This window comes from bacterium, from assembly GCA_026416715.1.
GTDB lineage: Bacteria > UBP4 > UBA4092 > JAOAEQ01 > JAOAEQ01 > JAOAEQ01.
The window spans coordinates 1-24,927 of record JAOAEQ010000035.1 but is presented as its reverse complement, the minus strand read 5'-3'; the positions used below and the strand labels follow the sequence as shown (position 1 = coordinate 24,927).

Annotated in this window: 16 protein-coding genes, 3 pseudogenes and 1 riboswitch; of the genes and pseudogenes, 8 read left to right on the top strand and 11 right to left on the bottom strand. The window is 44.2% G+C overall.

Translation table 11 applies throughout. The features are described from left to right. Nucleotides 1-589: 589 nt before the first annotated feature. From N3A72_11895 to N3A72_11870, 6 genes and pseudogenes are all read right to left on the bottom strand, one after another. Nucleotides 590-706 (bottom strand): annotated as a pseudogene (locus N3A72_11895) (prepilin-type N-terminal cleavage/methylation domain-containing protein). A gap of 93 nt (nt 707-799) precedes the next feature. Next, nucleotides 800-1,315, bottom strand: a pseudogene (locus N3A72_11890) (type II secretion system protein GspG). Beyond that, a pseudogene (locus N3A72_11885) lies at nt 1,295-1,411 on the bottom strand (prepilin-type N-terminal cleavage/methylation domain-containing protein). The pseudogenes N3A72_11890 and N3A72_11885 overlap by 21 nt, the downstream one beginning before the upstream one ends. A gap of 47 nt (nt 1,412-1,458) precedes the next feature. After that, the gene (locus N3A72_11880) at nt 1,459-2,733 is read right to left on the bottom strand and encodes a heme ABC transporter ATP-binding protein (protein MCX7920277.1); all 1,275 of its coding nucleotides are present in this window, start codon (nt 2,731-2,733) and stop codon (nt 1,459-1,461) included. 25 nt (nt 2,734-2,758) lie between these two features. Then, nucleotides 2,759-3,790 (bottom strand): iron chelate uptake ABC transporter family permease subunit, encoded by a 1,032-nt coding sequence (locus N3A72_11875; protein MCX7920276.1) that lies wholly within the window; start codon nt 3,788-3,790, stop codon nt 2,759-2,761. A 58-nt stretch (nt 3,791-3,848) separates the two neighbouring features. Next, nucleotides 3,849-4,775 (bottom strand): cobalamin-binding protein, encoded by a 927-nt coding sequence (locus tag N3A72_11870; protein ID MCX7920275.1) that lies wholly within the window; start codon nt 4,773-4,775, stop codon nt 3,849-3,851. A 104-nt stretch (nt 4,776-4,879) separates the two neighbouring features. After that, nucleotides 4,880-5,068: riboswitch (cobalamin riboswitch) on the bottom strand. Nucleotides 5,069-5,714: 646 nt separating this feature from the next. Between N3A72_11870 and rplM the strand changes: the two genes are divergently transcribed. The 4 genes from rplM (at nt 5,715) to lon (ending at nt 11,382) form a co-directional block, all read left to right on the top strand. Beyond that, entirely contained in the window at nt 5,715-6,155 is a 441-nt protein-coding gene (rplM, locus tag N3A72_11865; GenBank protein MCX7920274.1) for a 50S ribosomal protein L13, read from the top strand. Between the two features lie 435 nt (nt 6,156-6,590). Further along, nucleotides 6,591-6,980, top strand: coding sequence for a 30S ribosomal protein S9 (gene rpsI, locus N3A72_11860; GenBank protein ID MCX7920273.1), 390 nt, complete (start codon nt 6,591-6,593; stop codon nt 6,978-6,980). A gap of 178 nt (nt 6,981-7,158) precedes the next feature. After that, a complete protein-coding gene (gene lnt / locus N3A72_11855) occupies nt 7,159-8,724 on the top strand; it encodes an apolipoprotein N-acyltransferase (protein ID MCX7920272.1) in 1,566 nt (521 codons plus the stop codon). Between the two features lie 102 nt (nt 8,725-8,826). Continuing rightward, entirely contained in the window at nt 8,827-11,382 is a 2,556-nt protein-coding gene (gene lon, locus N3A72_11850) for an endopeptidase La (protein ID MCX7920271.1), read from the top strand. A gap of 169 nt (nt 11,383-11,551) precedes the next feature. Here lon and N3A72_11845 read toward each other — a convergent pair whose 3' ends face one another. The 4 genes from N3A72_11845 to N3A72_11830 form a co-directional block, all read right to left on the bottom strand. Continuing rightward, entirely contained in the window at nt 11,552-14,593 is a 3,042-nt protein-coding gene (locus N3A72_11845; GenBank protein MCX7920270.1) for a DUF2723 domain-containing protein, read from the bottom strand. 100 nt (nt 14,594-14,693) lie between these two features. Continuing rightward, the gene (locus tag N3A72_11840; GenBank protein ID MCX7920269.1) at nt 14,694-15,332 is read right to left on the bottom strand and encodes an MBL fold metallo-hydrolase; all 639 of its coding nucleotides are present in this window, start codon (nt 15,330-15,332) and stop codon (nt 14,694-14,696) included. Between the two features lie 219 nt (nt 15,333-15,551). Beyond that, entirely contained in the window at nt 15,552-17,561 is a 2,010-nt protein-coding gene (ligA, locus tag N3A72_11835; GenBank protein MCX7920268.1) for an NAD-dependent DNA ligase LigA, read from the bottom strand. A gap of 89 nt (nt 17,562-17,650) precedes the next feature. Next, nucleotides 17,651-18,379: a metallophosphatase family protein gene (locus N3A72_11830; GenBank protein MCX7920267.1), complete on the bottom strand. Its 729-nt coding sequence runs from the start codon at nt 18,377-18,379 to the stop codon at nt 17,651-17,653. 203 nt (nt 18,380-18,582) lie between these two features. Between N3A72_11830 and rlmN the strand changes: the two genes are divergently transcribed. The 3 genes from rlmN to N3A72_11815 all read left to right on the top strand — a co-directional run bounded on the left by rlmN (nt 18,583) and on the right by N3A72_11815 (nt 22,402). Continuing rightward, nucleotides 18,583-19,698 carry a 23S rRNA (adenine(2503)-C(2))-methyltransferase RlmN gene (gene rlmN / locus N3A72_11825; protein ID MCX7920266.1) on the top strand — a complete coding sequence of 372 codons (1,116 nt, stop codon included), beginning with the start codon at nt 18,583-18,585 and terminating at the stop codon, nt 19,696-19,698. Nucleotides 19,699-19,733: 35 nt separating this feature from the next. Next, nucleotides 19,734-21,845 carry a ribonuclease R gene (rnr, locus tag N3A72_11820; GenBank protein MCX7920265.1) on the top strand — a complete coding sequence of 704 codons (2,112 nt, stop codon included), beginning with the start codon at nt 19,734-19,736 and terminating at the stop codon, nt 21,843-21,845. Nucleotides 21,846-21,913: 68 nt separating this feature from the next. After that, nucleotides 21,914-22,402 carry a hypothetical protein gene (locus tag N3A72_11815; protein ID MCX7920264.1) on the top strand — a complete coding sequence of 163 codons (489 nt, stop codon included), beginning with the start codon at nt 21,914-21,916 and terminating at the stop codon, nt 22,400-22,402. Nucleotides 22,403-22,499: 97 nt separating this feature from the next. On the opposite strand, the gene N3A72_11810 is transcribed toward N3A72_11815, so the two are convergent. Then, nucleotides 22,500-22,775: an HU family DNA-binding protein gene (locus N3A72_11810; protein MCX7920263.1), complete on the bottom strand. Its 276-nt coding sequence runs from the start codon at nt 22,773-22,775 to the stop codon at nt 22,500-22,502. A 543-nt stretch (nt 22,776-23,318) separates the two neighbouring features. Between N3A72_11810 and N3A72_11805 the strand changes: the two genes are divergently transcribed. Next, nucleotides 23,319-24,927 (top strand): S8 family serine peptidase (locus N3A72_11805; GenBank protein ID MCX7920262.1); only part of this gene is annotated, 1,609 nt, incomplete at its 3' end.

The window sequence follows — 24,927 nt, the reverse complement described above, 5'->3', positions numbered from 1 at the left end:
CTCTGCGGTGAAAAAGAAAGAAATAAAATCGGGCTTGATATATCCAACCCCGATGATTGGAAATCTCACCAAAGAAAAATTTTCAGCCGCTCGATCATTAATACATCAAGCCCTAATCAAAAACCTATTACGGACCGAGTCGAATCAAATCGCCGTTGCTGGTTATCCCATTCGTCGGGTCGTAGAGATGATAATTCGACCCTGGCGTTGTTCCGTCCCACGCCTGGTCATAATCTCCGTCTGGCGCAACACAACTCAAATACCATTTCCGACTGTTGCTAATATCGAACATCGTCCATGGATATCCCCAGCCGGCTATCAAATCATCATGACTTTTCCGGTCGGTATAATAATAGAACGCTACGGGATTCGTCGCCCCGAACGGAAGCCACGGCTGCCATTTATACTTCGGTAACGACGTTAAATACGCTACTGGCGTCGTCAGACAGACGAGTTTCTGCTGATAATCAACGGTATATCCAACATACGGATACTCGTTATGGTCAACAGCATACGCTTCTAATCCGGTAGCGAGTGTTCGCATTGCCGATTCACTATCCGCAACTTTCGCGCGCGTTTGCGCTGCGAGAAAATTCGGAATCGCGATCGCCGCTAGAATCGCAATTATCGCCACGACAATCAACAACTCGATTAACGTGAATCCGAGTTCGAACCTAGTCAACTGCCGCAGTTTTATGATATACATATATACGCCTCCTTTCTCTATTAAGGTGGTACCGCAGAATCAGACTACTCGGACTCGCAGCTCGAATCCAGTCTGGTTCTGCGGGTTTCTCAGTCAGTTCAAGGTATGCGGCCGATTCCCGGTCGGGTCAAGTTGTGTGCGGATAATATCTCCGTTACTGATTACGCCGTTACTCGGGTCATAGAATTCTGACGGATTCCATACCCGGTCAGGACCAACGCTTTGCAGGCGCCATGACCCACTCCACTGGATTGCACCCGGCGGATATCGCCGCTGGAATATCGGCCAGGTTTGCGCTTTCAGAATCAATTCCGGAATATTTTCATAACCGTATCGGCGCCAGATTTCATCCGGAAAATACGCCGATTTATCATAGTTCCCGCCAAACGGACACCATAGGTTTGAACTGGAGAGATACGGAATCGGCGTGGTTAAAACGTTTGGAACATACCACCATTTCAATTCAGACCCTTGAATGATCGGCGGACCGCCCATAAACCCCGGTTCTACCATACTCGGATACGATTCATTATCAATTCGATATATTTCTAACGCAGTCGCTATCGTGCGTAAATCTTCTTGTGCGCGCGATACTTTAGCTCGAAGTTGCGCCGCGAGATAGTTCGGTATCGCTACGGCAGCTAGCAGCGTAACGATAGCGACGACCGCTAAAAGTTCAATGAGCGTAACCCCGGCGTGGTTCATGCACTTCACTCGCTGCGAATCTTGCCGGCGGAGTATCGGATTTGCGTTCAATCCTGCTTACCCTCCGTTTGGTATTGAGCGAGATATTCCAATATCTCTTCGGTATGTTTTATTCGAATCGCGCCGTGCTGATATATTCGCTCGTAGAACGATTTCGCTTTTCCGCCAGTGAAATCAAATGGGTCTTGCGGTTCGATAACGAACAATCGTTTCTTCTGTTCAGCGGCGTAGAGCGCTAATGCTAAATTCGCTAGATTCCCATTTCCAACCATAATTCGCGCAAGTATAACGCAATCGGTTCGGTCGATTAGATTCCGGCATCGGTTCATTGCTTGGTCTGAAATCGGCGAAAATGGCTGCTCGCGCACTACTTCGAGATGTAACGAATTCGCCACGAGCTCGTCCGTATCGCCAATGTTCAATACCCCTACCGTCACCGGATACCCTTCAATCGCTAGACGACGTAATAATGACGCACTCGCGCCACCACCGCCGATAACATGAACCTTAGTCGTTTTCGGTTCATATCGTTCAAACGGACTCCAGCTCAGCAGGTTCACTTGCGGAACGCCGGTTAGCGGATGTTCACTGACAACCACGTTCGTTCCATACACCTGCCGGATATTCTCTTCGGTAATCACTTCTTGCGGTGAGCCGGAACAAAAAATGGTTCCGTCGAAAAGTAGGATTAATCGGTGGCAATATCCAGCAGCGAGATTTATATCGTGCGTAACGAAAATAACGGTTAGATTCTCTTCCACATTCAACCGTTTCACTAAATCGAGAATTTCTATCTGATGGTTCAAATCGAGATGCGCTGTCGGTTCGTCTAATAGGAGAATTGTCGGCTCTTGCACCAACGCTCGCGCGATAAGCGCTCGCTGTTTCTCGCCGCCACTTAACGCATCGAAATATCGCTCGGATACTTCAAGCGTATCGGTTAACGCCATCGCTTGGTTCAGAATCGCAACATCTTTACTCGATTCAAATTGGAGCAGACGCAAATGCGGCGTTCGTCCCATTAAAACAATTTCACGAACTGTATAGTTGAACGGAACGAACGTATCCTGCGGAACTACCGCAATGCGTTTGGCAAGTTCGTTCCGAGTCCACAATGCGATTTCCTTCCCAGAAATCAGGATTGTTCCAGATTGCGCTTGCAATATGCCGGTTAATAAACGGAGTAAGGTGGTTTTACCCGACCCGTTCGGGCCAATTATCCCGAGGATTTCACCGGGTTCTACCGCAAACGTTATATCTGACAAGATAGCGGTTCTACCGTAGGCAAAAGTTATCTTCTCAACCTGAATGAGCGGTTGCATAGTTTCTGCTATAGAATCTGGAAACCTAGAATCCACGCCATTTTTTTGACCGCAAAATATAAATGAAAAACGGCGCTCCGGTTAATGCGGTAATAACACCGACGGGAATTTCGGTTGGCGCGATAATCGTTCGCGCGATGGTATCCGCAAGAATCAGGAATATGGCACCGCTTAATCCGGCTGCGGGTAACAATATTCGGTGGTCTGACCCGACAATAGAACGAACGATGTGCGGTATCATTAAGCCAATGAACCCGATTATCCCACTGATACTCACCACCGCTCCAGCAATTATCGCCGCTGCAATAAAAACAATTCGTTTCGTTCGTTCAACGTCGATTCCTAATTGCATTGCGGATTCATCACCTAAACTTAACACATTCAAATGCCGAGAATAAACCCATAAGATTATCCAGCCGAATAACAGAAAGAGTGATACCACAAACAATAATTTCGGGTCAACGATGTCTAAATGTCCCATCATCCATAGGATAAATCGCTGAATATTATCTGCTTCTATAACCGACGCGAGAACCATGATTATCGCTGAAAAAAATGCGTTCACAATCACGCCAGCAAGTAATAGCGTTATACTATGCAACCGCCCGTTCGATTGCGCAATCGCGAAAATGATTACAATTGTTCCCAACCCACCTAGGAAAGAAAAAATCGGAAGTGTGCTGAGACCAAGCCAGGATGACGGTAGCGGTAATGCCATAGCGATAACCGCTCCGACCGCCGCACCAGAACTCACCCCGATAACGAACGGATCCGCTAACGGATTACGGAGTAACGCTTGGAAAATCACGCCCGCTGACGCTAACGCGAATCCCGCTAGTAACGCAACGAGGATTCGTGGTAACCGCACGTCAAGGATAATGGTTTGTTCGGTCATAGACCAGTTCATCTGCCAAGGGAACCGAAGAAACTGAGCGGTTAATATTTTCATCGTCGTTATCGGATTTATCGAAACTGCACCGAATCCGGTACTCAAACATATGGTAATCCCTAACGTGATTAATAGAACGAAAAGAATAATAATCAATTGTTTAACCATAAGATATATTTCCTTATTCGAGTTAACGCACCATTCGGCCGTTCTCTGATATTTGCAATCAACGATGGATGAGGGTTTCCAGCGTTTCAAGTCCTTCAATGATTCTAGGACTCGGTCGCGCAATGATATCGCTGTTAATCGAATATACCCGATGATTGCGTACCGCAGGTATCTGCTGCCATTTCTGCCATCGGGTATAGACGGTTGTATCCGCTTGATTCAGCATATTTGCAACGATAATGACTTCCGGTTGCTGCCGGATAATCTCTTCCAGACTATATTTCGGATATTTGATTTTAGCATTATGCGCAAGATTGTTCCCGCCAGCGAGCGAAATTAAACTATCGGTGAATGTCCCTTGTCCGGCGGTAATCAGCGGCTGTTCTGACCAGAGAAATAACACGTTCGGTTTCGGGACACCTTGTGTTCTACGCTGTACCTGCAGAATCCGCTGCTCCAACTGCTGGATTAACGATTCCGCTTGCGGAACGGTTCCGGTAACTTCACCGAGCCGCCGAATCGTGGTTAGAATACCGAAAATCGATTCCGGATTAATCACGTAGTATGGCAAATTGAGTCGCGCGAGCTGGTTGGCAATAGCATCTTGATTACTATCCGCAGTAAGTATGATCACATCCGGACGTAATGCAATAATCTGTTCGAGGTTTGGGTTGCTGAACCCGCCGATTTTCGGTTTCGATTTCGCTCGTTCCGGATAATCGCAATAATCAGTTACACCGACTATCCGACTCTCTAAACCGAGCGCAAAGAGAATCTCGGTTATATTCGGTGCAAGCGAAACAATGCGTTTCGGCGGGAATTGCGGAAGAACAACTTTATGACCGAGTTCATCGGTAACGGTAACCTGCGTTGCGGAATATGCGGTAAAGAAAAGCAAGACCAAAAAAAACGAAACCAATACAATCAGGAGATGAATTTTTGGAGTTGTATTCGCCGGATTTAGTTGGATTCGTTCAACTCGCATAAACAAAAAAAATCCCCAACCCTTCCGGTTGCGAAGAGTTGGGGATTGTTCGAACGAAATAATATATCCTCAAACCCTTTACCGCGAAGGGTTCTCGACTGAAATCGAGTCGGACATATTCAGGCAGGTTTCCTGGCTTATGGGCGAAATTGTTCTTCCTACTCCCTACGTCTTCCCATTTCGATAGGTATCGAAACAGTGACTTCGCGCTAGGTTTCGTTCCCAATCACAGTGGCGGGACCGCAGTGGATTATTTCACCACTTTCCCTAACACCTGAATATCGTTTTCTTTCAATTGATAAAATTATTATATCTAATTCTTATGATAAAATCAAGCGGATTTTTTGCAATTATATTTTGTTTGTATTGCATGTATGAATTATTCTTTTAGTCAACTCGATTCGTCCCGATGCATCATGTGTATCTATTGTGAACCTCGGCGTTCTCGGCGACCTCGGCGGTGAAAAGCTTCCCCAGTATCCTCTCCTGGATTTTGGACTGCGAAAGCTCTGCTTTCGCTCTGTCTTTCGGAAGCTTTGCTTCCGTATTTATGCTCTTAGCTAATCCCGTCAGGGATGATTGATATTAGCCCAGCCATTCATGGCTGGGTCGCTATGCGGCATCGTTTCGTTAGTCCCGTTAGGGACGATTGAATACACCCGTCGCGAGGATGAACATACGTTCAGCCGTCCCTAACGGGACTACCTCGTTTTTCTTTCGAACTGATTCCCAGCATTTCATACTGGGCTAAATCCAATCGCCCTTATCAGGGCTAACAACCGGCAACAAAACTTTTTTCACCGCAAAGAACGATGAACTCGCTGAGAAAAAAAATTGGTTGAGATTATACCAACGGGAATACTGGGATTATATTTGACAAAATTGCTTAATTACGGTAAAATAATTGTCTATTTTAGTAAGGAGAAAAACTGGAAAAGTATGAAAAGTTATCACGCTAAACCAAATCAACTTACACCCAAATGGTATCTCTTTGATGCGGAAGGACAAACACTGGGCAAACTCGCAACTAAAGTTGCATTCTATCTCTGCGGTAAACACCTGCCAACCTATACGCCAGGAGTAGATATGGGCAACCATGTCATTGTCGTTAACGCAGAAAAAATCAAGGTTACCGGAAAAAAACTGCAGGATAAATGGTATTTCCATCATTCCGGATATCCTGGCGGATTGAAAGTAACTAAACTAGAAACGATGCTTGAAAAAAAACCGGAAATGGTAATTACGTTAGCAGTTCGCGGAATGGTGCCGAGCGGTCCATTAGGTCGGAAATGTTTGCGGCGTCTGTATGTCTATCGCGGGAAAGACCATCCGCATCAAGCGCAAAATCCGGAATTAATCTCTTCATTGAATAAACATTAAACTCGAGATTACCCTTACGATAGCGTTAGGTGAAATAAGACGCTATCACCACAATATCAATTCAATTTTGGAGGGAAAATGGCCGTTAAAAAAGAATCGAAAGAAACTAAAGAGAAAGCATCCGCTCAATCCGAACTGAAACAAGAGGAACTCGCTAAATCGAAACAGATGAAACGAGCTGAACCAGATAAAGAAGTCGGAACTGGTAAAAAGAAAAAAAGCGAACCGGTAGTGGCTGAAAAAAAGAGCGTGAAACCGAGAGTGAAAAAAGTAGAACCCGCTAAACTTGAACCGGAACCATCTGAACCGGCATCGGCTAAAATAGAAATAGTTACTGTTCCGGAACCAGCGTCGGCAGTAGCAGCGAGTGCCGGTGAACCGACTCCAGTAGCTCAAACAGAACCGAAAGAAACGACTGCGGCTGGAACCGCTTCGATACCGGAGGTCGCTTGGGGTACCGGCAGACGGAAAACCGCTGTCGCTAAAGTTCGGCTAGTTCCTGGCAAAGGGCGGATTCTGGTTAATGGGTTAGTAGTTGCGAAATATTTCGGTCGGAAACTTTTTGAATCCATGATTAAAGAACCGTTAAAATTGACGCAGAGTTTAGGTCGGTTCGATGTGATTGCAGCGGTTAGCGGCGGCGGGATAACCGGACAAGCGGGAGCGGTTCGCCATGGAATCGCGCGCGCGTTATTGCAGGTGAATCCGGAATTTCGCAAAGTGTTACGCTCGGAAGGGTTACTGACTCGTGACCCGAGAATGAAAGAGCGGAAAAAATACGGACAAAAAGGCGCTCGGAAACGGTTCCAGTTCTCGAAACGGTAAGCGGAACCAACTGGTTTGCAGGGAACGATTTCGCATCGGCTTAGCTTAGCGGATACCAAGGGCGATTCGAATACGAACTCGCCCTTTTTTATTGCAGAAGGTCATCTTGCGTTCGCTATGAATAACGATTGCGTGAATTCGATGCGACTATCTCTATTACGAAATTGAGTATAGCGATATGGAAAATCGGAAAACCGTTTACCAGATTGCATTAGCAATACTCAGTGGGATATTATTGCGATTAAGCTATCCGACGGTACCGTTTGCGAATTTAGCTTGGATTGCGCTCGTCCCGCTATTTCTTGCGATTGAAAACCAGCCAATTAAACGAACCGCACTTTTCGGATTTATCACCGGCTACATCTATTTTTACAGCATTCTCTACTGGCTAAATCTGGTTGCGCGATTCAGTTGGCTCGTTATTCCAGGATTAATTGTTTTAGCTGGGTATCTCGCATTATATTTCACCGCAGCGGTTGTTCTCCTGAATTGGCTAGTCCCAAGACAATGCGGATTGCGAGTTGTTGTTGCGGCAGCTCTCTGGGTCGGATTAGAGTATTTTCGACAGGTGGGTCAGTTCGGGTTCGCCTGGGGAATTCTCGGATATACGCAATGGAATAATCTCCCGATGATTCAACTCGCGACGTTGACTAGCGTTCTTGGTCTATCATTCCTCATTGTTTTCGTGAATGCTAGTCTGAGCTATTTCATTAGCGCAATTCGAAACCGGATACCGTTCAAAAAGCTCATCGCATTGGTTATCATTATTTCGGGTATGTTCATCTCAGTTTACTGGTATGGGAATAGGCAGATGGAATTGAATAACCGTCTCTCCGGACGGAAAACTATTCGCGTAGCGGTGGTTCAAGGGAATATACCACAAGAGCTGAAATGGGACGAAACGAAACTAACTGAATATCAGGAGATACATTTCCGGTTAACTGAATCGGCTATTGCACAATATTCACCGGAGTTAGTTATCTGGCCAGAAACCGCTATCACAGAACCGATACGCGCACATCCGGAACTAGTCACCCGATTTCAGCGCTTAGCCAAACAAAATACTATCCATTTTTTAATCGGAAGTCCGGATGTTGTATCCGAAAACGGTAAGGAAAAACTATTTAATAGCGCCGTCCAGATTAGCGCTGACCACGGTATCATAAATACCTACGATAAAACTGTGTTAGTTCCGTTTGGAGAATATGTGCCATTTAGCGATTTTGTTCCGATTCTTAAACACATCATTCAAGGACCAGGAGATTTCAGTCCAGGAAATCGTCCGACTCAATTCACCTTGTTATCCAGAGATTCTACTCCGTTCTCGTTTACAGCAGTGATTTGTTTCGAATCGACTATGGCACAGCTGGTTCGACGTTTTATGCGCAATCCAGTGGATTTTTTAGTGATTATCACTAACGACGCTTGGTTTGGCAACTCGGAAGCACCGTATCAACATGCGTATATGGCGGTATTTCGTGCAGTCGAAAATAGAACGTATATCGCGCGTGCCGCAAATACCGGGTATTCGTGTTTCATCAATCCTTTCGGACAGATTCTCGCTGGACGCAATCTCGGGTCTCGTGGAGTTCTCGTTTATGATATCCAACCCAGACAAACACGCACGTTCTATACCCAATACGGCGATATCTTTGCGTATCTGTGTATGTTCTATGTGGTCGTAATAGCCGGTTCAACGTTGCGACAAAATCGCAAAGATACCTCGGAGAATCAGGATATTTGAATTCGCTAGTTCTCTTTTAGTTGAAAAGAACGATTCAATGTGTTAAAATTTCTTGATGAACATTTCTAACGTAATCAACGATGTATTGTAAGGATACCCTATATGCCAGTTGGAAAAAAGAAAAAACCGGAATTATCCGTTGATGAACAAATCGAAAAACAAAAAGCTGAAGTGCCTGAAAAACTCGCTATATTACCCTTGCGAGATACGGTCGTCTATCCCTACATGGTCGCGCCGTTGGTCATCGCTCGCGAGAAATCAGTCAAACTCATCGATGACGCGTTAGCGGGAACGCGCATTATTGGCATCGTTGCGCAACGAAAACCAGAAATCGATGACCCGACTCCGGCCGATGTCTATGAAATTGGCGTTGCCGCAACTATCTTGAAAATGCTCAAATTCCCCGACGGTAGTATCCGTTTACTCATTCAAGGGTTAACCCGAATCCGAATTAAAAAATTCGTCGCTGTTACACCGTATCTGACCGCACGAATTGAGGTTATTCCAGATAAAACGGAACATTCGGTTGAACTTGAAGCGTTGATGCGGAACGTCTTGGATTTGTTCTCTAAAATTGTTTCGTTAGCGCCCCATATGCCGGATGAACTCCAAATCGCTGCTATGAACCTGAAAGACCCGAGTAAAATGGCTGACCTGATTGCGGCAAACCTCAATCTAACAGTTGCGGAAAAACAAACGATCCTGGAAACTATCGATACCAAAGAACGATTGAAAAAATTGAGTGTTTTCTTAACCAAAGAACTAGAAGTATTAGAGCTCGGTAGTAAAATCCAGTCGCAAGTTAAAACGGAAATAGATAAAACCCAACGGGAATACGTCCTGCGCGAACAGTTGAAAGCGATTCAAAAAGAACTCGGTGAATCGGATGAACGAACTATGGAAATCGCAGAGTTCCAGCAAAAGATTAAAGATGCGAAAATGCCGGAACTGGTCGAAAAAGAAGCACTCAAAGAACTCAATCGCCTAGCGAAAATGCCACCAGCTGCCGCTGAATATACAGTTTCACGAACCTACCTCGACTGGCTGGTCTCACTACCCTGGTCGAAAAGCACTACCGATACACTGGATATTAAACAAGCACATGCTATCCTCGAAGAAGACCATTATGACCTCGATAAAGTTAAAGAACGTATCCTAGAGTATCTCTCGGTACGGAAACTGAAAGCGGATATGAAAGGACCGATTCTCTGTTTTGTCGGACCGCCAGGTGTCGGAAAAACGTCGTTAGGGAGGTCGATTGCGCGCGCCATGGGTAGAAAATTCGTCCGATTATCACTCGGCGGCGTTCGCGATGAAGCGGAAATTCGCGGGCATCGCCGAACCTATATCGGCGCATTACCTGGCAGAATCATTCAAGGGATTCGTTCCGCAGAATCGAATAATCCGGTGTTTATGCTCGATGAAGTCGATAAAATCGGAATAGATTTCCGTGGTGACCCAGCGTCGGCGCTGCTCGAAGTGCTAGATCCGGAACAAAATTTTAGTTTCGTCGACCATTATCTCGACGTCCCGTTCGATTTATCGAAAGTGTTCTTTATAACGACGGCGAATATCCTCGATACCATTCCTTCCGCATTACGTGACCGTATGGAAGTATTGCATCTCCCAGGATATACTGAAGAAGAAAAACTGCAAATCGCTAAAAAATATCTTATCCCGAAACAAATCCAAGAAAATGGATTGAGTCCGGAATTGATTGCATTCGAGGATACTGCTATCCAGCGGATTATCTCCGATTACACTCGAGAAGCTGGCGTGCGCAATTTAGAACGTGAAATCGGAAATATCTGCCGGAAAGTAGCACGTCGTTTTGCTGAAAGTCTCTCATCAGCATCAGCGGCAAAACCATCCGGACCAGATACACCTCCAGTAACCACTACACCGCAAACTGAATCACCACCAAAACTTGACCTGAGTCATATCCCACAAACGAAAATCATCGCTGAAAATTTATCCGACTATCTCGGTCCGGCGAAATTTTTCCCTGAAGTTGCAGAACGACACAGCGAAATTGGCGTTGCTACCGGTCTCGCTTGGACGCAAACTGGCGGTGAAATCCTCAATATCGAATCGACGAAAATGCGCGGTAAAAAAGGATTAACCTTAACCGGTCAACTCGGCGACGTTATGAAAGAATCGGCGCAAGCGGCGTTATCGTATGTTCGGTCACGCGCACAAGCGTTAGCGATTCCAGAGGATTTCTTCGAAAATTACGATATCCACATCCATGTTCCTGCAGGCGCTATCCCGAAAGATGGTCCTTCCGCAGGAATAACCATGGCAACATCGTTAGCCTCGCTCATGACTGAACGACCGGTTCGTCACGATATTGCTATGACCGGCGAAATAACGTTACGGGGTAAAGTATTGCCTATTGGCGGAGTCAAAGAGAAAGTGTTAGCTGCACGACGCGCTGGAATAAAAACGGTTATTCTCCCCAAAAAGAACGAAAAAGATTTGCTCGATGTGCCTGAAAATATCAAGCAGGAAATGCGATTTATTTTCGTAGAAACGATGGATGAAGTGCTTAATGCAGCGTTACTACCAGTTGCCGCTGGCGCAGCCACCCCAGAATCAGAACCAGAACAAGAACCAACGAAAGAAAAAGAGAATAAGAACGAAATCGCGAAACCGTAATGCGCTTATGGGTTCTCGGTTCGGTGGTTCTCTATTCTCCTTGTAATTATCCTACAGGCGAGTACGAAAACAACTGGAAAATCGATTAGGGTAACCTATCGCGTCTGACTGACTTTCTATACGTACTACCCGATATCTGGTTCGACCGGAACAAACGCTGGTTCAGAGATTATTTTTTGCTCGGTTGCATCAACTGCTGGTATCGCATCAGATAGTAGTTCGCTTTCTGCATATCGCCTAATACTGAACCATAATACTGCGCAAGCCGCATATACGGATTCGGATACCTCGGTTCTAACTGAATCGCTTTTTCCCACATCGCTACCGCCTGGTCACCTGCACCGAGTTGCGCATACGCGAGCCCGAGATTATCATACGCATCAATCACCTGCGGGTTGAGCTGGATTGTTGCCAGAAATTCATTGACTGCGAATTGTAGATACCGTTGTTGGTTAACTTGTGCGGAACTCATACTACCAGGCGCTGCGGTCGACATCGTTTGCATCAAATGGTTTGCCTCTTGCAAATAGAGTAATCCGAGGGAAAAATGCGCTCGATAATCGTTCGCTTCCGTATCGTATTTAACTAAACTCAGCCCTCGCTGGAACATCTCGATTGCTTTCTGGCGGTTTCCTTGCCGGTCGTAGAGCTGGCCGAGCGAAAAATAAGAAATCGCTTTACGTGGTTGCGTCCGAATCGCTTTCTGGAATTCTTCCATCGCTTTATCGAGCATATTCTCTTGCAGATATAAATTCCCAAGATTGATATGCATGTTATCGAGATCCCACCCAGTTCTACTGGTCGCTTCAAACTGTTCGAACGCTTTCTTTTTCAACTCCGGGTCACCGAGTCGTTCCGCTTCGTTATAGTATCCACGACCGACTAAAAAATGATAGTTCGCTACCAACTCTCGAGTATAATAGTCTGTGCTCATTTGATAGAAATATTTATCTAAATCACGCATCTTCTTCAGCGTTCCGGAATAATCCGGTTCCGGCATACCTGGTTTCCGCAGATAGTAAACAATTCCACTGGGCAACACTTGCGATTGTGCTAAAATCGGGAAATCTTTAAACAGTTCCGGATTAAATACCTGCTGCAACATAAAATAACACGGTCGTTTCGATTCCGCACAAATTTTTGCGCGCGAATAATCCTTTAACCGATTATGTTCATCAGGACCGAGTTTATATTTCAAATCGCCGAAATCGTGTATCATCACGAACAGATTTTCACCTTCGTCATAGATTCGTTCAGGCGGAAATTTCTTTTCCACATACGAGAGATACCCAATCGCAAACGTCGGATTATCGCCAATGATAAAAATGATTCCTTCCGGATCCATCGAATTAATAATGTTCATCCCGAAATCGTAAGCGACGGCATTTCTACTCAAATCGTTATCATAATAGTTTAATTTCATTATGGTAAACGGTATCAGGAAGAGGAGTCCTCCAGCGAGATACTTCACCACCGGAATCGGTTTCGGTATACTGGCAGAAACTTCCGCAGGAACGGTAGCGATGTGGGGTGATGATGTAGGAGATGTAGAATTGGTAATATTCGAAGTTCCTACTGCAGGAGCGGATTTGAATAGATATTTATTCGCCCATTCGATAAGTTGCAAGATACCGAAAGCCATCCAGATTGAAAGCATTAAATAACTCGGAATATAGAATACCTGCTGGATATACAACGCATGGTTCGTAGTGTTAAAGTTTAATAACGCAATTAAACCAGGACCATACATCAGATACGCTAGCAACGTTAACACGAAAAATTTCCCGTTCTGTTTCAGGAGCCGAACGGCGCCAAGTCCGATTAACGTCAACCATATACAAGTCCAGAGGAGCATGAGCACTAACGGCACGCCACGGAGCGTCTCTGCCGGACTGAATTCTTTAATAAACATTGCTGGAATAATACCTTTGATATATCCGAAATGAGAACCAAATTGCCGGAAAAAGAAAATGAGCCAGGTCTGAATCTGTTCTTTCAACAGATCCCACGGCGCGAGCAAACGGAAAAACGTTTCATACGGCATCTGACTTAACGGACCGTATTGTCGTCGGGATAAATGGTTATAGAAATCTTCTAACGTATGCGGAGTTCCCCAGCTCATCACCGGATTACCAACTTCACGGAGCGGAAGATATAAATACGGGGCTACACCAAGGAAAAACAGTAACGTGGCGTAAAGCCAGGTTTTATCGCGTTTTTCGCGCCAGTAGATAAATAAGGTATAAGGCAGAAAAATCAAAATACAGGTTGTTGCTTTCGTCATGAAGGTATCGCCTGGCGGTAGCGGTTGCCGTAAGAATATATACGAAATCATATCCGCAACACCGAAATTGAGCAGATTCGCTGGTTCATACGGTGATTTCGGGAGTCCACTTGCAATCAAGTAAATGAGCGGGCATGCAATTAAAAAGTAAAATAGAAGATAAAGGAGCTCCTGCCGAAACCGCCAATGCCGTTTTAGACTGCATACGATAAAGAAGGAAAAGAAAACCGGCATCGCTAGGAAAGTATTATGATTAGTCAACCCTAATCCGCAGAGAAGATAGAGTAATAAGAAATATCGTTTATCTTGTGTCTCGCTCCAGACCAGCAGCACGAACGTTGCTGCGATAATAAAAAATGCGTTGAGGACATATACTTCCGCGATACACGCTTGCGCCCAGAATTGATACGTAAACGCAAAAATTAATGCACCGAGCGCAGCTACCAACCGATGTTTAGCAATTTTCAATAACATTAAATATAAGAAATACGCGGTCACTGCAGCAATTAACGACGCCAGATAATTACAATGTCCAGCTACATTCACGCCAACTGGAATAAACGTTGCTGCGAGTTTCAATAAGAGCACCCAAGTAGGATACCCTGGCGGATGCGCGATTCCGAGCGTATATCCCATCGCAGCGAACTCGCCACTATCTCCTACGTAGAGCGTTCGGCAGAAGGTGAGCGTATATACAATCAATGGAATGATAAACACTGGGATACCCCAGAGTAAATCCGATTTGGTGATATCACGCAACGGAACCCGTGCAGAGGGCACGGCGGGCTCGCATAACCCAAGTTCGCGCACGATCGTTTGTAATTCTCGTACAGTCAGATTCAGTTTTTTCGCTAATTCTTGCGGTGGGATTTTATGATAATTCTCACGTAAAAATCGGCGCTGTTCTTTATTAAGCTTTTTAGCCATGATGAACGCTGATTCTAGCGATGTAAAACACCCGATTACTCGATGTGGTTAACCTTCGATGTAATCTAGTATTTTAATCACTGCAATCATTTTTTCCTATTCAAATTCTTATGAGAAATGGATTTGATTCTTTTTCAACCTGAATCGTTGTTGCGGGACCATGACCCGGAAACACCAACAAATCGTCCGGTAACGATAATAGTTTCGTTCGAATTGAATCGTAAAGTTCTGGTTCCGAACCACCGGGTAAATCTGTTCTTCCAACCGACCCGCAAAATAATGTATCTCCGGTTAGAATCCGGTCGGATAATAAAAAACATACGCTCCCTTTAGAATGGCCTGGCGTATGGATAACTTTCAATTCTATCTGACCGATATAATAACAATCTCCGTCGTGCAGATATTCATCAGCAGGCACTGAATCGATTTCTACCGACCCAAACAATTCCTCCGGTTGTAACGGATTGACTAACCAATCCGCATCCGCACGATGAATCAATAATTTTGCATCGGTAACTTGTTTCACCGGTCGGTTAGCGCTAATATGGTCGAAATGACCGTGCGTGTTGAATATATATTCTACTCGTAAATGGTACTTTTTGACAATATTCAGGATAAGGTCTGGGGTACCGCCAGGATCAACAATCGCTGCGCGATTCGATTTTTTACATCCGATAATATAGCAATTCGCTTGCAGAATGCCTACTGGCACACTGCGAAAAAATAGAATCGAATTCATACCGATAGGTATCCAATACTATTCAAAATAATATCTAACTAACTAAAAAATAAAAATATTATAGCGTAAAACATCTACCGAAAAATTTCTTAGGAATGAGCTAGAGACCGGATTGTCCTACTATACTCCTATATAGCAAGTGCGATATTGGAAGAGTCATTCCGCGAGTTTTAGCCGCATTCTCCAGGAAACTACGTTGTGGGAATGACAGTTGATGATTTATTGTTCCACCATCGCTAGAAATTCTTGTTCGGTAATCGTTTTTATTCCTAATTGTTGCGCTTTTTCTAATTTTGAGCCAGGATTCTCGCCGACAATAAGATAATCAACATTTTTTCCAACTGCAGTAGCGACTTTGCCGCCATACCGGCGAATGATATCATGCGCTTCTTCTCGAGTATGTTTTTGTAAAGTTCCCGTAATTAAGAAAGTTTTCCCGGTCAATGCGCTCGGTTTAACGTCCTTTTTTGGTTCCGCTACGAACTGCACTCCGGCTGCTCGGAGTCGCTCGAGTAACCGACGCATTTCCGGTGTTCGAAACGTCTGATAGATGCTTTCCGCAACCACTTGACCGATATCCGGGATAGTCCGTAACTCTTCAACTGTTGCCGCAGATAGCGCATCAATACTTCCGAAATATTCCGCAAGGATATCCGCTGCCCGACGTCCAACATGTCGAATTCCGAGTCCGTAAATTAAATCTGATATCGGCCGATGTTTACTTTGTTCAATCGCAGTTAACAGTTTCGATGCGGATTTTTGTCCCATTCGTTCTAGTTGTAACAGTTTAAATAGGTCTAATGTATAGATATCAGCTATATCTCGAACTAAGCCAGCATCGACCAGCTGTTCGACTAACGCTTCACCCAATCCTTCAATATCCATCGCGGCTCGAGACGCAAAATGTGTTAACCGGCGTTTAATTTGCGCTGGACATGAAATATTCTCACACCGATACACGACTTCATCTGGTTCTTTCCATAATCGCGCGCCGCAAACCGGACACTTATCTGGCATAACGAATTTTTTCTCTTTACCTGTTCGAACGCTGTGGATCGGTTTCACAACTTCCGGAATAACTTCCCCAGCTTTTTCAATGATAACCTGGTCGCCGATACGGATATCTTTCCGCGCGATTTCTTCTTGATTATGGAGTGTAGCACGGCTTATCGTTGACCCAGCTAATGACACTGGCTCGAGAACTGCTACCGGTGTAATTGCGCCAGTCCGACCGACTTGCAGAACGATATCAAGCAATTTCGTCGTCGCTTGCGTTGCACTAAATTTGAATGCAATCGCCCAACGTGGACTTTTCATGGTCGCTCCGAGTCGAGCTTGCTGATTGAGATTATTAACTTTCACTACCAGCCCATCGATATCATACGGTAACGTATCCCGATGTTTCGACCAATATTCCCAGGTTGCAATCACTTTCTCTATGGTATTGCAAATGGTTATTTCCGGACTGATTTTTAACCCAATTGACTGGAGTTTTTTTAACGTATCGAAATGTGTTGCTGCGATCGGTTCTGCGATATACCCTAGGGAATGAATAAATATATCCAGCTTACGTTTAGCGGTCAATTGTGGGTCAAGTAGTTTCAACGAACCTGCAGCCGCATTTCGTGGATTAGCAAATAATTCTTCGTTCGCTACCGCTTTTTCTTGATTGATTCGTTTGAATTGTTCTTTGGTAAGAAAAACTTCACCACGAACCTCGAAATTCATCAAGCGTGGATCCGTGGTATCTAAAACCAGCGGAAGACTTTTTATGGTTTTTAAGTTCGCCGTGATATCATCGCCGGTATATCCGTCGCCACGAGTTGCACCACGTTTGAATTTCCCATTCTCATATTCTAGCGAAACTGCAACTCCGTCTATTTTCAGTTCAACGACATATTCAATTTTTTCACCAGGCAGATTTTTCCGTACCCGAGTATCAAACTCAATCATTTCTTCCGGCGTGTAACAGTTTGCTAGACTTAACATCGGTACCCGATGCGTTACCGAAACAAATTCTTTCAACGGCTCGCCGGCAACTCGTTGTGTTGGCGAATCCGGCGTGATGAGTTCCGGAAATTGCGCTTCTAATTGTTCGAGTCGTTTTACGAGCTGGTCATATTCATAATCGGATATTTCCGGCTGATTCTCAACGTAATACTTCCGGTCGTGATATCGTATGCGTGACCGGAGTTCTTCAATTTTTTTCTTCGCTTCTGTTAGCGTCATAAAGAGTCTAAGAGTCTAACCTCTACAATTTGAAAACATACAGGTTTAAGTTATATCGTAGAACCATTGCACTGAGCACTTGGATTTTTTTACCAGCCGTTTTCCAGTCGTTGCGCAAGTGAATGGGGTAGTCCGGCATCAATAATTTTCTGTTGTGCTCGCTTGATATCGTACGAAACGCGGTGAAGCGTTACCGTTTGGGTTTCGGTATCCAGAATCGCTACGGAACTCTTCGGATTACCATCGCGGGGTTGTCCGACACTACCAACATTGATAATATATCGCTCTTCTTCTTTCAATGGCAATGGATTTTCAGTAATGAGTTCAACCTGGCCATCTTCTCGTAAGGCAACGAAAAACGGCTGATGTGAGTGCCCGATAAAACATATTTGCTCGCGAAAGAACTCGAAATTTTTCTCCGCACTGTCTAACGACAAAATGTATTCCCATTGTTCCGGATGTCGTGGTGATGCATGGACTAAAAAAATATTGTTCGCTTGATATGTAAACTCAAGTGCGGTAAGAAATTTTTTCCGTTCCGGCGTTAAGGTTTCCCGAGTCCAGAGCAACGCCGCTCGCGCAGTATGATTAAAATAGGTTATCTCGGTCAACCCGAGTGCGGCATGGTCGTGGTTCCCCAGTACCACGGGACAATCGAGCGCAGCGATAATATCTACGCATTCGTTCGGATTTGCGCCGTATCCGACAATATCTCCACCACAAAGATAATTGGTTATTTCCGCATCCTCAAGGTATTTAATCATTGCGGTTAATGCTTCAAGATTCCCGTGGATATCGGAGAAAATCGCAAGTTTCATAGCTAAATTAGGAAACAACTGGGATAATGAATAATGTAGTCTGGATCCATTATGCATTGTATCACGGGAATCAGTCTGCAGTCAATGGAAAACCAATTTCCGCACTGCACCGAGTGCTTTGCACAAACAGGCGCATTAATCACCATAGTATATTTCAATTCATCTCCCTGAACGCAATCTTTTCGTGGTATTATTGTAGTTCAATGATGGTTCACAAAATCGATATCAAAAATCTGGATTTACCTGCGTTAACTAAATGGGTTACCCAATACGGTCAGAAACCGTATCGCGCGAAACAGTTGTTTAAATGGATATACCAGCATCGGGTTGAATCGTTCGAGGAAATGACAGATATCGCGGTCTCATTTCGTCACCAGTTATCAACGATTGCCGAAATAAGTCAACTCCAACTCCAGACGAAACAAATTTCCGCTGACGGCACCAGAAAATATCTCTTTACCTTATCAGATAATAATTCGATTGAAAGTGTTTTAATCCCTGATAACGATCGGCTAACGGTATGTATCAGTACCCAGGTCGGCTGTGCATTAAACTGTGCTTTCTGTCTGACTGGAAAAAGCGGGTTTATCCGGAATCTAACCAGTGCGGAAATTGTCAATCAAGTTCTGGCAGTGGATACCGATGCGAAATCGTTGCGAACCGAAACCAGACAGCGGTCGCGGTTAATTCCCCAGAATGCAACTCGGGTTGTAACGAATATCGTCTTGATGGGTATGGGCGAACCGCTATTAAATTTTACCAATGTCGTTCGTGCAATTCGGATCCTATCCGCTCCTGAAGGGTACAATTTTTCTCCAAAACATATTACGGTATCAACCGTAGGTATTATTCCGAAACTATATGCATTAGCTAAAGAAAACACTAACGTTAATCTTGCGATTTCATTGAACGCAACTACTGACGAACAACGGAATTATCTCATGCCGATACATAAAAAAACCTCGATTGAACAATTATTCCAAGCGATTCGGGCATATCCGCTACCGAAACGGCGCCGAATTACGTTCGAATATGTCTTAATCGCTGGAATCAATGATTCGCTTGCGGATGCGCATCGACTAGGTAAGTTGCTCCAAGGAATCAGATGCAAAATTAATTTAATTCCATTTAATGAAATTCCAGGCTGCGAATTTAAACGACCAAGTGCTGAAACCGTGCTTCGTTTTCAGCAAGCGCTCGTCGACCAAAATTATACGGTATTGATTCGCGAAAGTCGCGGGCAAGATATTTTCGCTGCCTGTGGTCAACTCCGTGCTAAAGGACAAAGGTCGATAAACGAAGGACAACCATCATGTTAATATTGCTACGGACGTTGCAGTAAGAAGTAAACTGTATGCTAAACGAAAACGAACTTTTAGCTTTTATTCAGCAAAATTTTCCTCGGCCATTTCATCCGCGAGAACTCATGAAAAAATTGAATGTTCCGCCGGATGAAAAAGCAGCAATCCATGACGTATTGCAAGCATTAACCCGGTCTGGAAAACTTGTTCGTATCCGCAAGAAACGGCTCGGACTCGCTACCGCAATGAATCTGATTGTTGGTACATTGCAGGCAAATCCGCAAGGATACGGGTTTGTTATCCCCGATAATGTATCGCTACCGGATATTTATGTTCATGGTCGCAACTTCGGAACGGCAATGCATGGCGATAAAGTCGTGGTTCGAATTGAAGGGAAGAATCAGCTTGGAAAACCGAACGGCAGGATTATTCGCATCCTCGAACGAGCACAGAAGAAAATTGTCGGAATATTTGATACGAACCGATATTTTTGTTTTGTAGTGCCTGATGATAAGAGATTGTTCCACGATATCTATATCAGTCGAAAAAAAATCCGGGGCGCTAAACGTGGACAAAAAGTTGTAGTTAAACTGCTTGATTGGAGTTCCGAGCAACTGAATCCGGAAGGTGAAATTATTGATATTCTTGGCTATCCGGATGAACCAGGAGTGGATATCCAATCCGTCATCGAAAAATATAATTTACCAGCGGTATTCCCTATCAATGTTATTCAAGAAGCTGAAGCAGTTGCAGAACAACCAATTGATACCAAGAAAAGGCTCGATTTACGCAATTTAATCACTTTTACCATCGACCCCGCTGATGCGAAAGATTTCGATGATGCAGTTTCGCTCGAAAAAACCGCTGCTGGATATCGGCTCGGAGTCCATATCGCCGACGTGAGTTATTTTGTCCAAGAGAACTCCGCTCTCGATATTGAAGCGTATCGGCGCGGGAATAGTGTCTATTTAGTTGACCGAGTTCTGCCAATGCTTCCGCCCCAGCTGTCGAACGGAATCTGTAGTTTGAATCCTGGCGTTGATCGATTAACCATAAGTTGCTTAATGGATTTCGATTCTGCAGGAAATCTAATGAACTACACTATCGTTGATAGTATCATCCGAAGTTCTGCACGACTCACCTATGACCAGGTACAACAGATTCTCGTCTCGCCGCAGGAAACGAACGGCGTGGTGTCGGATACCATCGTTAACATCCTTAAAGAAATGGAACAGTTAGCGCGCCGGCTTTATACCAAACGACTGCAGCAGGGTAGTATTGATTTCAACTTGCCGGAAACAAAAGTTATCCTGGATGAAAACGGGCGAGTGCTTGAGATAAAAAAAATACAAAAAGATATTTCGCATCAGATTATTGAAGAATTTATGCTCGTGGCGAATCGAACCGTGGCGACACATATGCACGCATTACAACTACCGTTCATGTATCGGGTTCATCAGCCGCCAGATACCGAAAAAATGCGCGAATTCCAAACGTTTCTGAAATCATTGGGTTATACAATGAAAGTTGCTGAACCGATGCCAGCTAAAGAAATTCAACGTATCTTAACATTAATTGCTGGAAAACCAGAAGAAATTTTCCTGAATCAGCTCCTGTTACGCGAAATGAAAGAAGCACGATATGCCGTCGAGAATATTGGTCATTTCGGATTAGCATTTCCGATATATACTCACTTTACGTCCCCGATTCGGCGGTATCCGGATTTAATCGTTCACCGATTACTCCGCAAATCGCGAACGCTCCAAACTCGATTCGATGATATCTCGCAGGTATCCCAGCAATTGCATAATATCGCTATCCATTGTTCTGAAACCGAACGAACCGCAATGGAAGCAGAACGAGAATCAGTATTAATGAAAAAAATTGAGTTTCTGCACGACAAGGTCGGCAATGAATATTATGGTATAATTTCTGGTGTAACCGCCTACGGTCTTTTTGTCGAGTTAGAAGATTTCCTCATTGAAGGGTTAATTCATATCAGTTCGATTTCCGATGATTATTATCATTTTAATGAATCGCACTATGCACTTGAAGGAGAACATACATCACGGCGGTTCCAGCTCGGAGACCGGGTCTATGTCCGGATACTAAAAGTCGATAAAATAAACAAAGAAGTCGACTTAGAATTGGTTGAACACGCATGAATCAGGTCGAGGTTCAATAGGAAAGCAAACAACTTTCACGGTTTATTGCATCTCCATTTTCGACAACTATGCAGCAAAGACACTCTCGCGAACTAGTTATACTAACTGGATTTATCTTAAGCATTCTTGGACTCGCGCTGGTTACCTGGCTAGCGAACCTAGAAGTTAGGCGGGTTAAACAAACCATATTCGCGGCTAAACGTGCGGTCGAACAGTTGAATATCGACGCAGGGATTAACTATCTCGCTGATGAATATACCGACGGTTGGGGGTTTAATAAAACAACGGTATATGAATTTGGTAAAAATCTCTTTTCACGAACGAAACAGCTTGAAATTACGCTTGATAATCTCTCAATAAAAGTTGATGACCGGTTCGCGCAGGCGAATGTTGATATTCAAATCAAGGTGGTGTTAACCAGCGAGGTGTATTCGAACCTGGAATTACACGATGTTTTCGGAACCGGTAAACCGAAAAATCCGATGATGGTTCAGCTGGTTAAATCCGCAGATAATCAATGGCGGATTCGATATCTCGCCTTGATTGATACCCCATAAAATAAAAATCTGGGATTTAATTTATCGGAATACATATCAAAACTCACGAGCAACCATAAATTAAATCCCATTTTTTGTCCCCTAGGAGTTGTCGCGGTTAGGTATTCAACAACTCTTTCAACGCGGCACTCGGGGTAAACTTCGGCGCTTTCCGAGCCGGAATCTGAATCCGTTCACCAGTTTTCGGATTCAACCCGACGCGCGCTTTTTTCTGCGAGACACTAAAATTCCCGAATCCGAACAGCGTTACCCGGTCACCTCTTTTCAGCGCTTTCGCAATATTATCTAACACTGACTCAACCGCTCGTTCCGCAGCGACTTTTGAAATATCGGCAGCGATCGCTACTTCGTTAATTAAATCCTGTTTATTCATGCATTCTAGCCCCCCTTCTCTACTAAATTCTCTCCACCTACTCCAATTTGGTGTTAGCATACATTATACAATACAATCTTTGAATTTTCACAGCCGACCTGAAAAAGAACTTCAGTCTTGCGCGAACTGATGATAGCGTCGTGAAGTTGGAACAAGGCTATACCGTATTGCCTCGTTTCTACTCCACTCCACTACCGTCAAAGAAAAATGAAGAAACTAACATTACCAGACTGCACCAGCTACGCTATGTTACCGTTTCGTTTTGTTACCTTTAGCGAGTAGCGGATTAGAGTTTCTGACTATGAATCACAACCGTTTTAGCAACCGTAATCCTAAAAATGTCGTCTTATATATAAAAGGTTATACGGAGTTGCAGATGCAGATTCACATTATAGCAAATACCTATAGCAAATATTAAATGCATCTAAATACAGTTTTTTCTTGACAAACTTCAGATACAGTGCTATTTTTATTTAGAAGTTTATTGTATAATTGTGTATTAAAATTGAATTCTTAAAAATTTTTTACATAAGGGAGAACTCCATGCGTAAATCGTATCCATCAAATACGTTTCAAGCATTTATCGTTTCTTTATTTCTAATCATCATTAGTTCACTATTCTTTGTCTCCAGCGGATACCCCTGGGCGTATTTTGCCCGTGAAACTACCGATACAACAAAAATTCTTCTGAAAGCAGACCGAATTAAACAAATTAACTGGGATGAACAAATTAAGAAATTAACCGCACAAATTCCAAACTGGAAAAATCGGCCGTTTAAAAATGAGGGCGATTTTGTTCCGGATGAATTAATCATCAAATACAAAAAATCTACGGAACCGAAATCAATCAAAGCGATTGAAGACCGCGAATCGTTCACGGTTAAAAAAATCAGTAAACATCTTGGATTCCGAACCGTAAAAATCCCGAAAGGAAAATCGGTAGCAGAATTGGTTAAAAAACTTTCGAAAGACCCGAACATTGAATATGTGGAACCGAACTACCGCGCGTATATATTTTACTTCCCAGACGATATTTATCTCAATGACCCCAACACGACGTTACGGCGTGGCTGGTATGCACCTGTGAATAACGAAATTCCCGTTTGGACTGACCCGTCAACCGGTCAACAATTCAAATATTATACCTATCTCCCGTATTCGCTCTATGGAATGCGGCTCCCGAGTTTACCACAAAATTATACCGGCTACATTTCCGATTCCGGCGCATGGGAGTATGCTCGTGGCGGAGCTGGAGTTAAAGTTGCAGTGATTGATACTGGCGTTATGAGCGGGCATGAAGATTTGCTCGGTCGCGTTGGTCGTGGTTACGATTATGTCAATAATGACGGAATACCGTTAGATGATAACGGGCACGGTACGCATTGTGCTGGGATAATTGCCGCTAATGCGGATAACCTCCGTGGCGTATGCGGGATTGCGTCTGAAGTAACCATTATTCCGATAAAAGTTATGAACGCTGCCGGCGTTGGTACGATGGACGATATCGCTGAAGGTATCGTTGGTGCAGTGAAAGATTATAATGCGAATATTCTCAATTTAAGTCTCGGTGGATATTACAATTCGCAGGTTGTTCGCGAAGCAGTGCAAGAAGCGTTAGACGCTGGTGCAATAATCGTTGCCGCTGCCGGAAATGAAGGTTTAGATTTCGTCGCTACTCCGAGTTATCCCGCTGCGTATCCGCGCGTAATTACTGTCGGTTCATTCAATTATCGCGGGAGTTATAATTACCTGATGCAAACGACGGGAACTGGAACACCTATTCGGACTCAGTATTCAAACTACGGCTATATCCCCGGTCGCACAAATTCAACCGATACTGGCGTTGAAATTTATGCACCTGGCGGTGACCCGGAACTATATCCTATATATAGCACAATTCCATATAATCTTGGTCAACCACGATACGGGCAAATGATGGGAACCTCGATGGCCGCACCGCAAGTCGCTGGACTCTGTGCACTCCTGTATGCGCAAGGGATTAGAAGTCGTGAAATTATAACGTACGCTTTATGGTCAACGTCACAAAGTCCGTATCCGCCGTATGCCCGTGGTTCAGCAACGTATGATTTTGGATACGGAGTTATTGACCCGCGATATACCCTGCAATATGCAAAAGATTTAGTGTTACCTT

What these genes read in the sequence shown, in the direction of transcription:
- N3A72_11880 (MCX7920277.1), bottom strand. Translation starts at nt 2,733, where the DNA reads ATGCAACCGCTCATTCAGGTTGAGAAGATAACTTTTGCCTACGGTAGA.
- N3A72_11875 (MCX7920276.1), bottom strand. Translation starts at nt 3,790, where the DNA reads ATGGTTAAACAATTGATTATTATTCTTTTCGTTCTATTAATCACGTTA.
- N3A72_11870 (MCX7920275.1), bottom strand. Translation starts at nt 4,775, where the DNA reads ATGCGAGTTGAACGAATCCAACTAAATCCGGCGAATACAACTCCAAAA.
- rplM (MCX7920274.1), top strand. Translation starts at nt 5,715, where the DNA reads ATGAAAAGTTATCACGCTAAACCAAATCAACTTACACCCAAATGGTAT.
- lnt (MCX7920272.1), top strand. Translation starts at nt 7,159, where the DNA reads ATGGAAAATCGGAAAACCGTTTACCAGATTGCATTAGCAATACTCAGT.
- lon (MCX7920271.1), top strand. Translation starts at nt 8,827, where the DNA reads ATGCCAGTTGGAAAAAAGAAAAAACCGGAATTATCCGTTGATGAACAA.
- N3A72_11845 (MCX7920270.1), bottom strand. Translation starts at nt 14,593, where the DNA reads ATGGCTAAAAAGCTTAATAAAGAACAGCGCCGATTTTTACGTGAGAAT.
- N3A72_11840 (MCX7920269.1), bottom strand. Translation starts at nt 15,332, where the DNA reads ATGAATTCGATTCTATTTTTTCGCAGTGTGCCAGTAGGCATTCTGCAA.
- ligA (MCX7920268.1), bottom strand. Translation starts at nt 17,561, where the DNA reads ATGACGCTAACAGAAGCGAAGAAAAAAATTGAAGAACTCCGGTCACGC.
- N3A72_11830 (MCX7920267.1), bottom strand. Translation starts at nt 18,379, where the DNA reads ATGAAACTTGCGATTTTCTCCGATATCCACGGGAATCTTGAAGCATTA.
- rlmN (MCX7920266.1), top strand. Translation starts at nt 18,583, where the DNA reads ATGATGGTTCACAAAATCGATATCAAAAATCTGGATTTACCTGCGTTA.
- rnr (MCX7920265.1), top strand. Translation starts at nt 19,734, where the DNA reads ATGCTAAACGAAAACGAACTTTTAGCTTTTATTCAGCAAAATTTTCCT.
- N3A72_11815 (MCX7920264.1), top strand. Translation starts at nt 21,914, where the DNA reads ATGCAGCAAAGACACTCTCGCGAACTAGTTATACTAACTGGATTTATC.
- N3A72_11810 (MCX7920263.1), bottom strand. Translation starts at nt 22,775, where the DNA reads ATGAATAAACAGGATTTAATTAACGAAGTAGCGATCGCTGCCGATATT.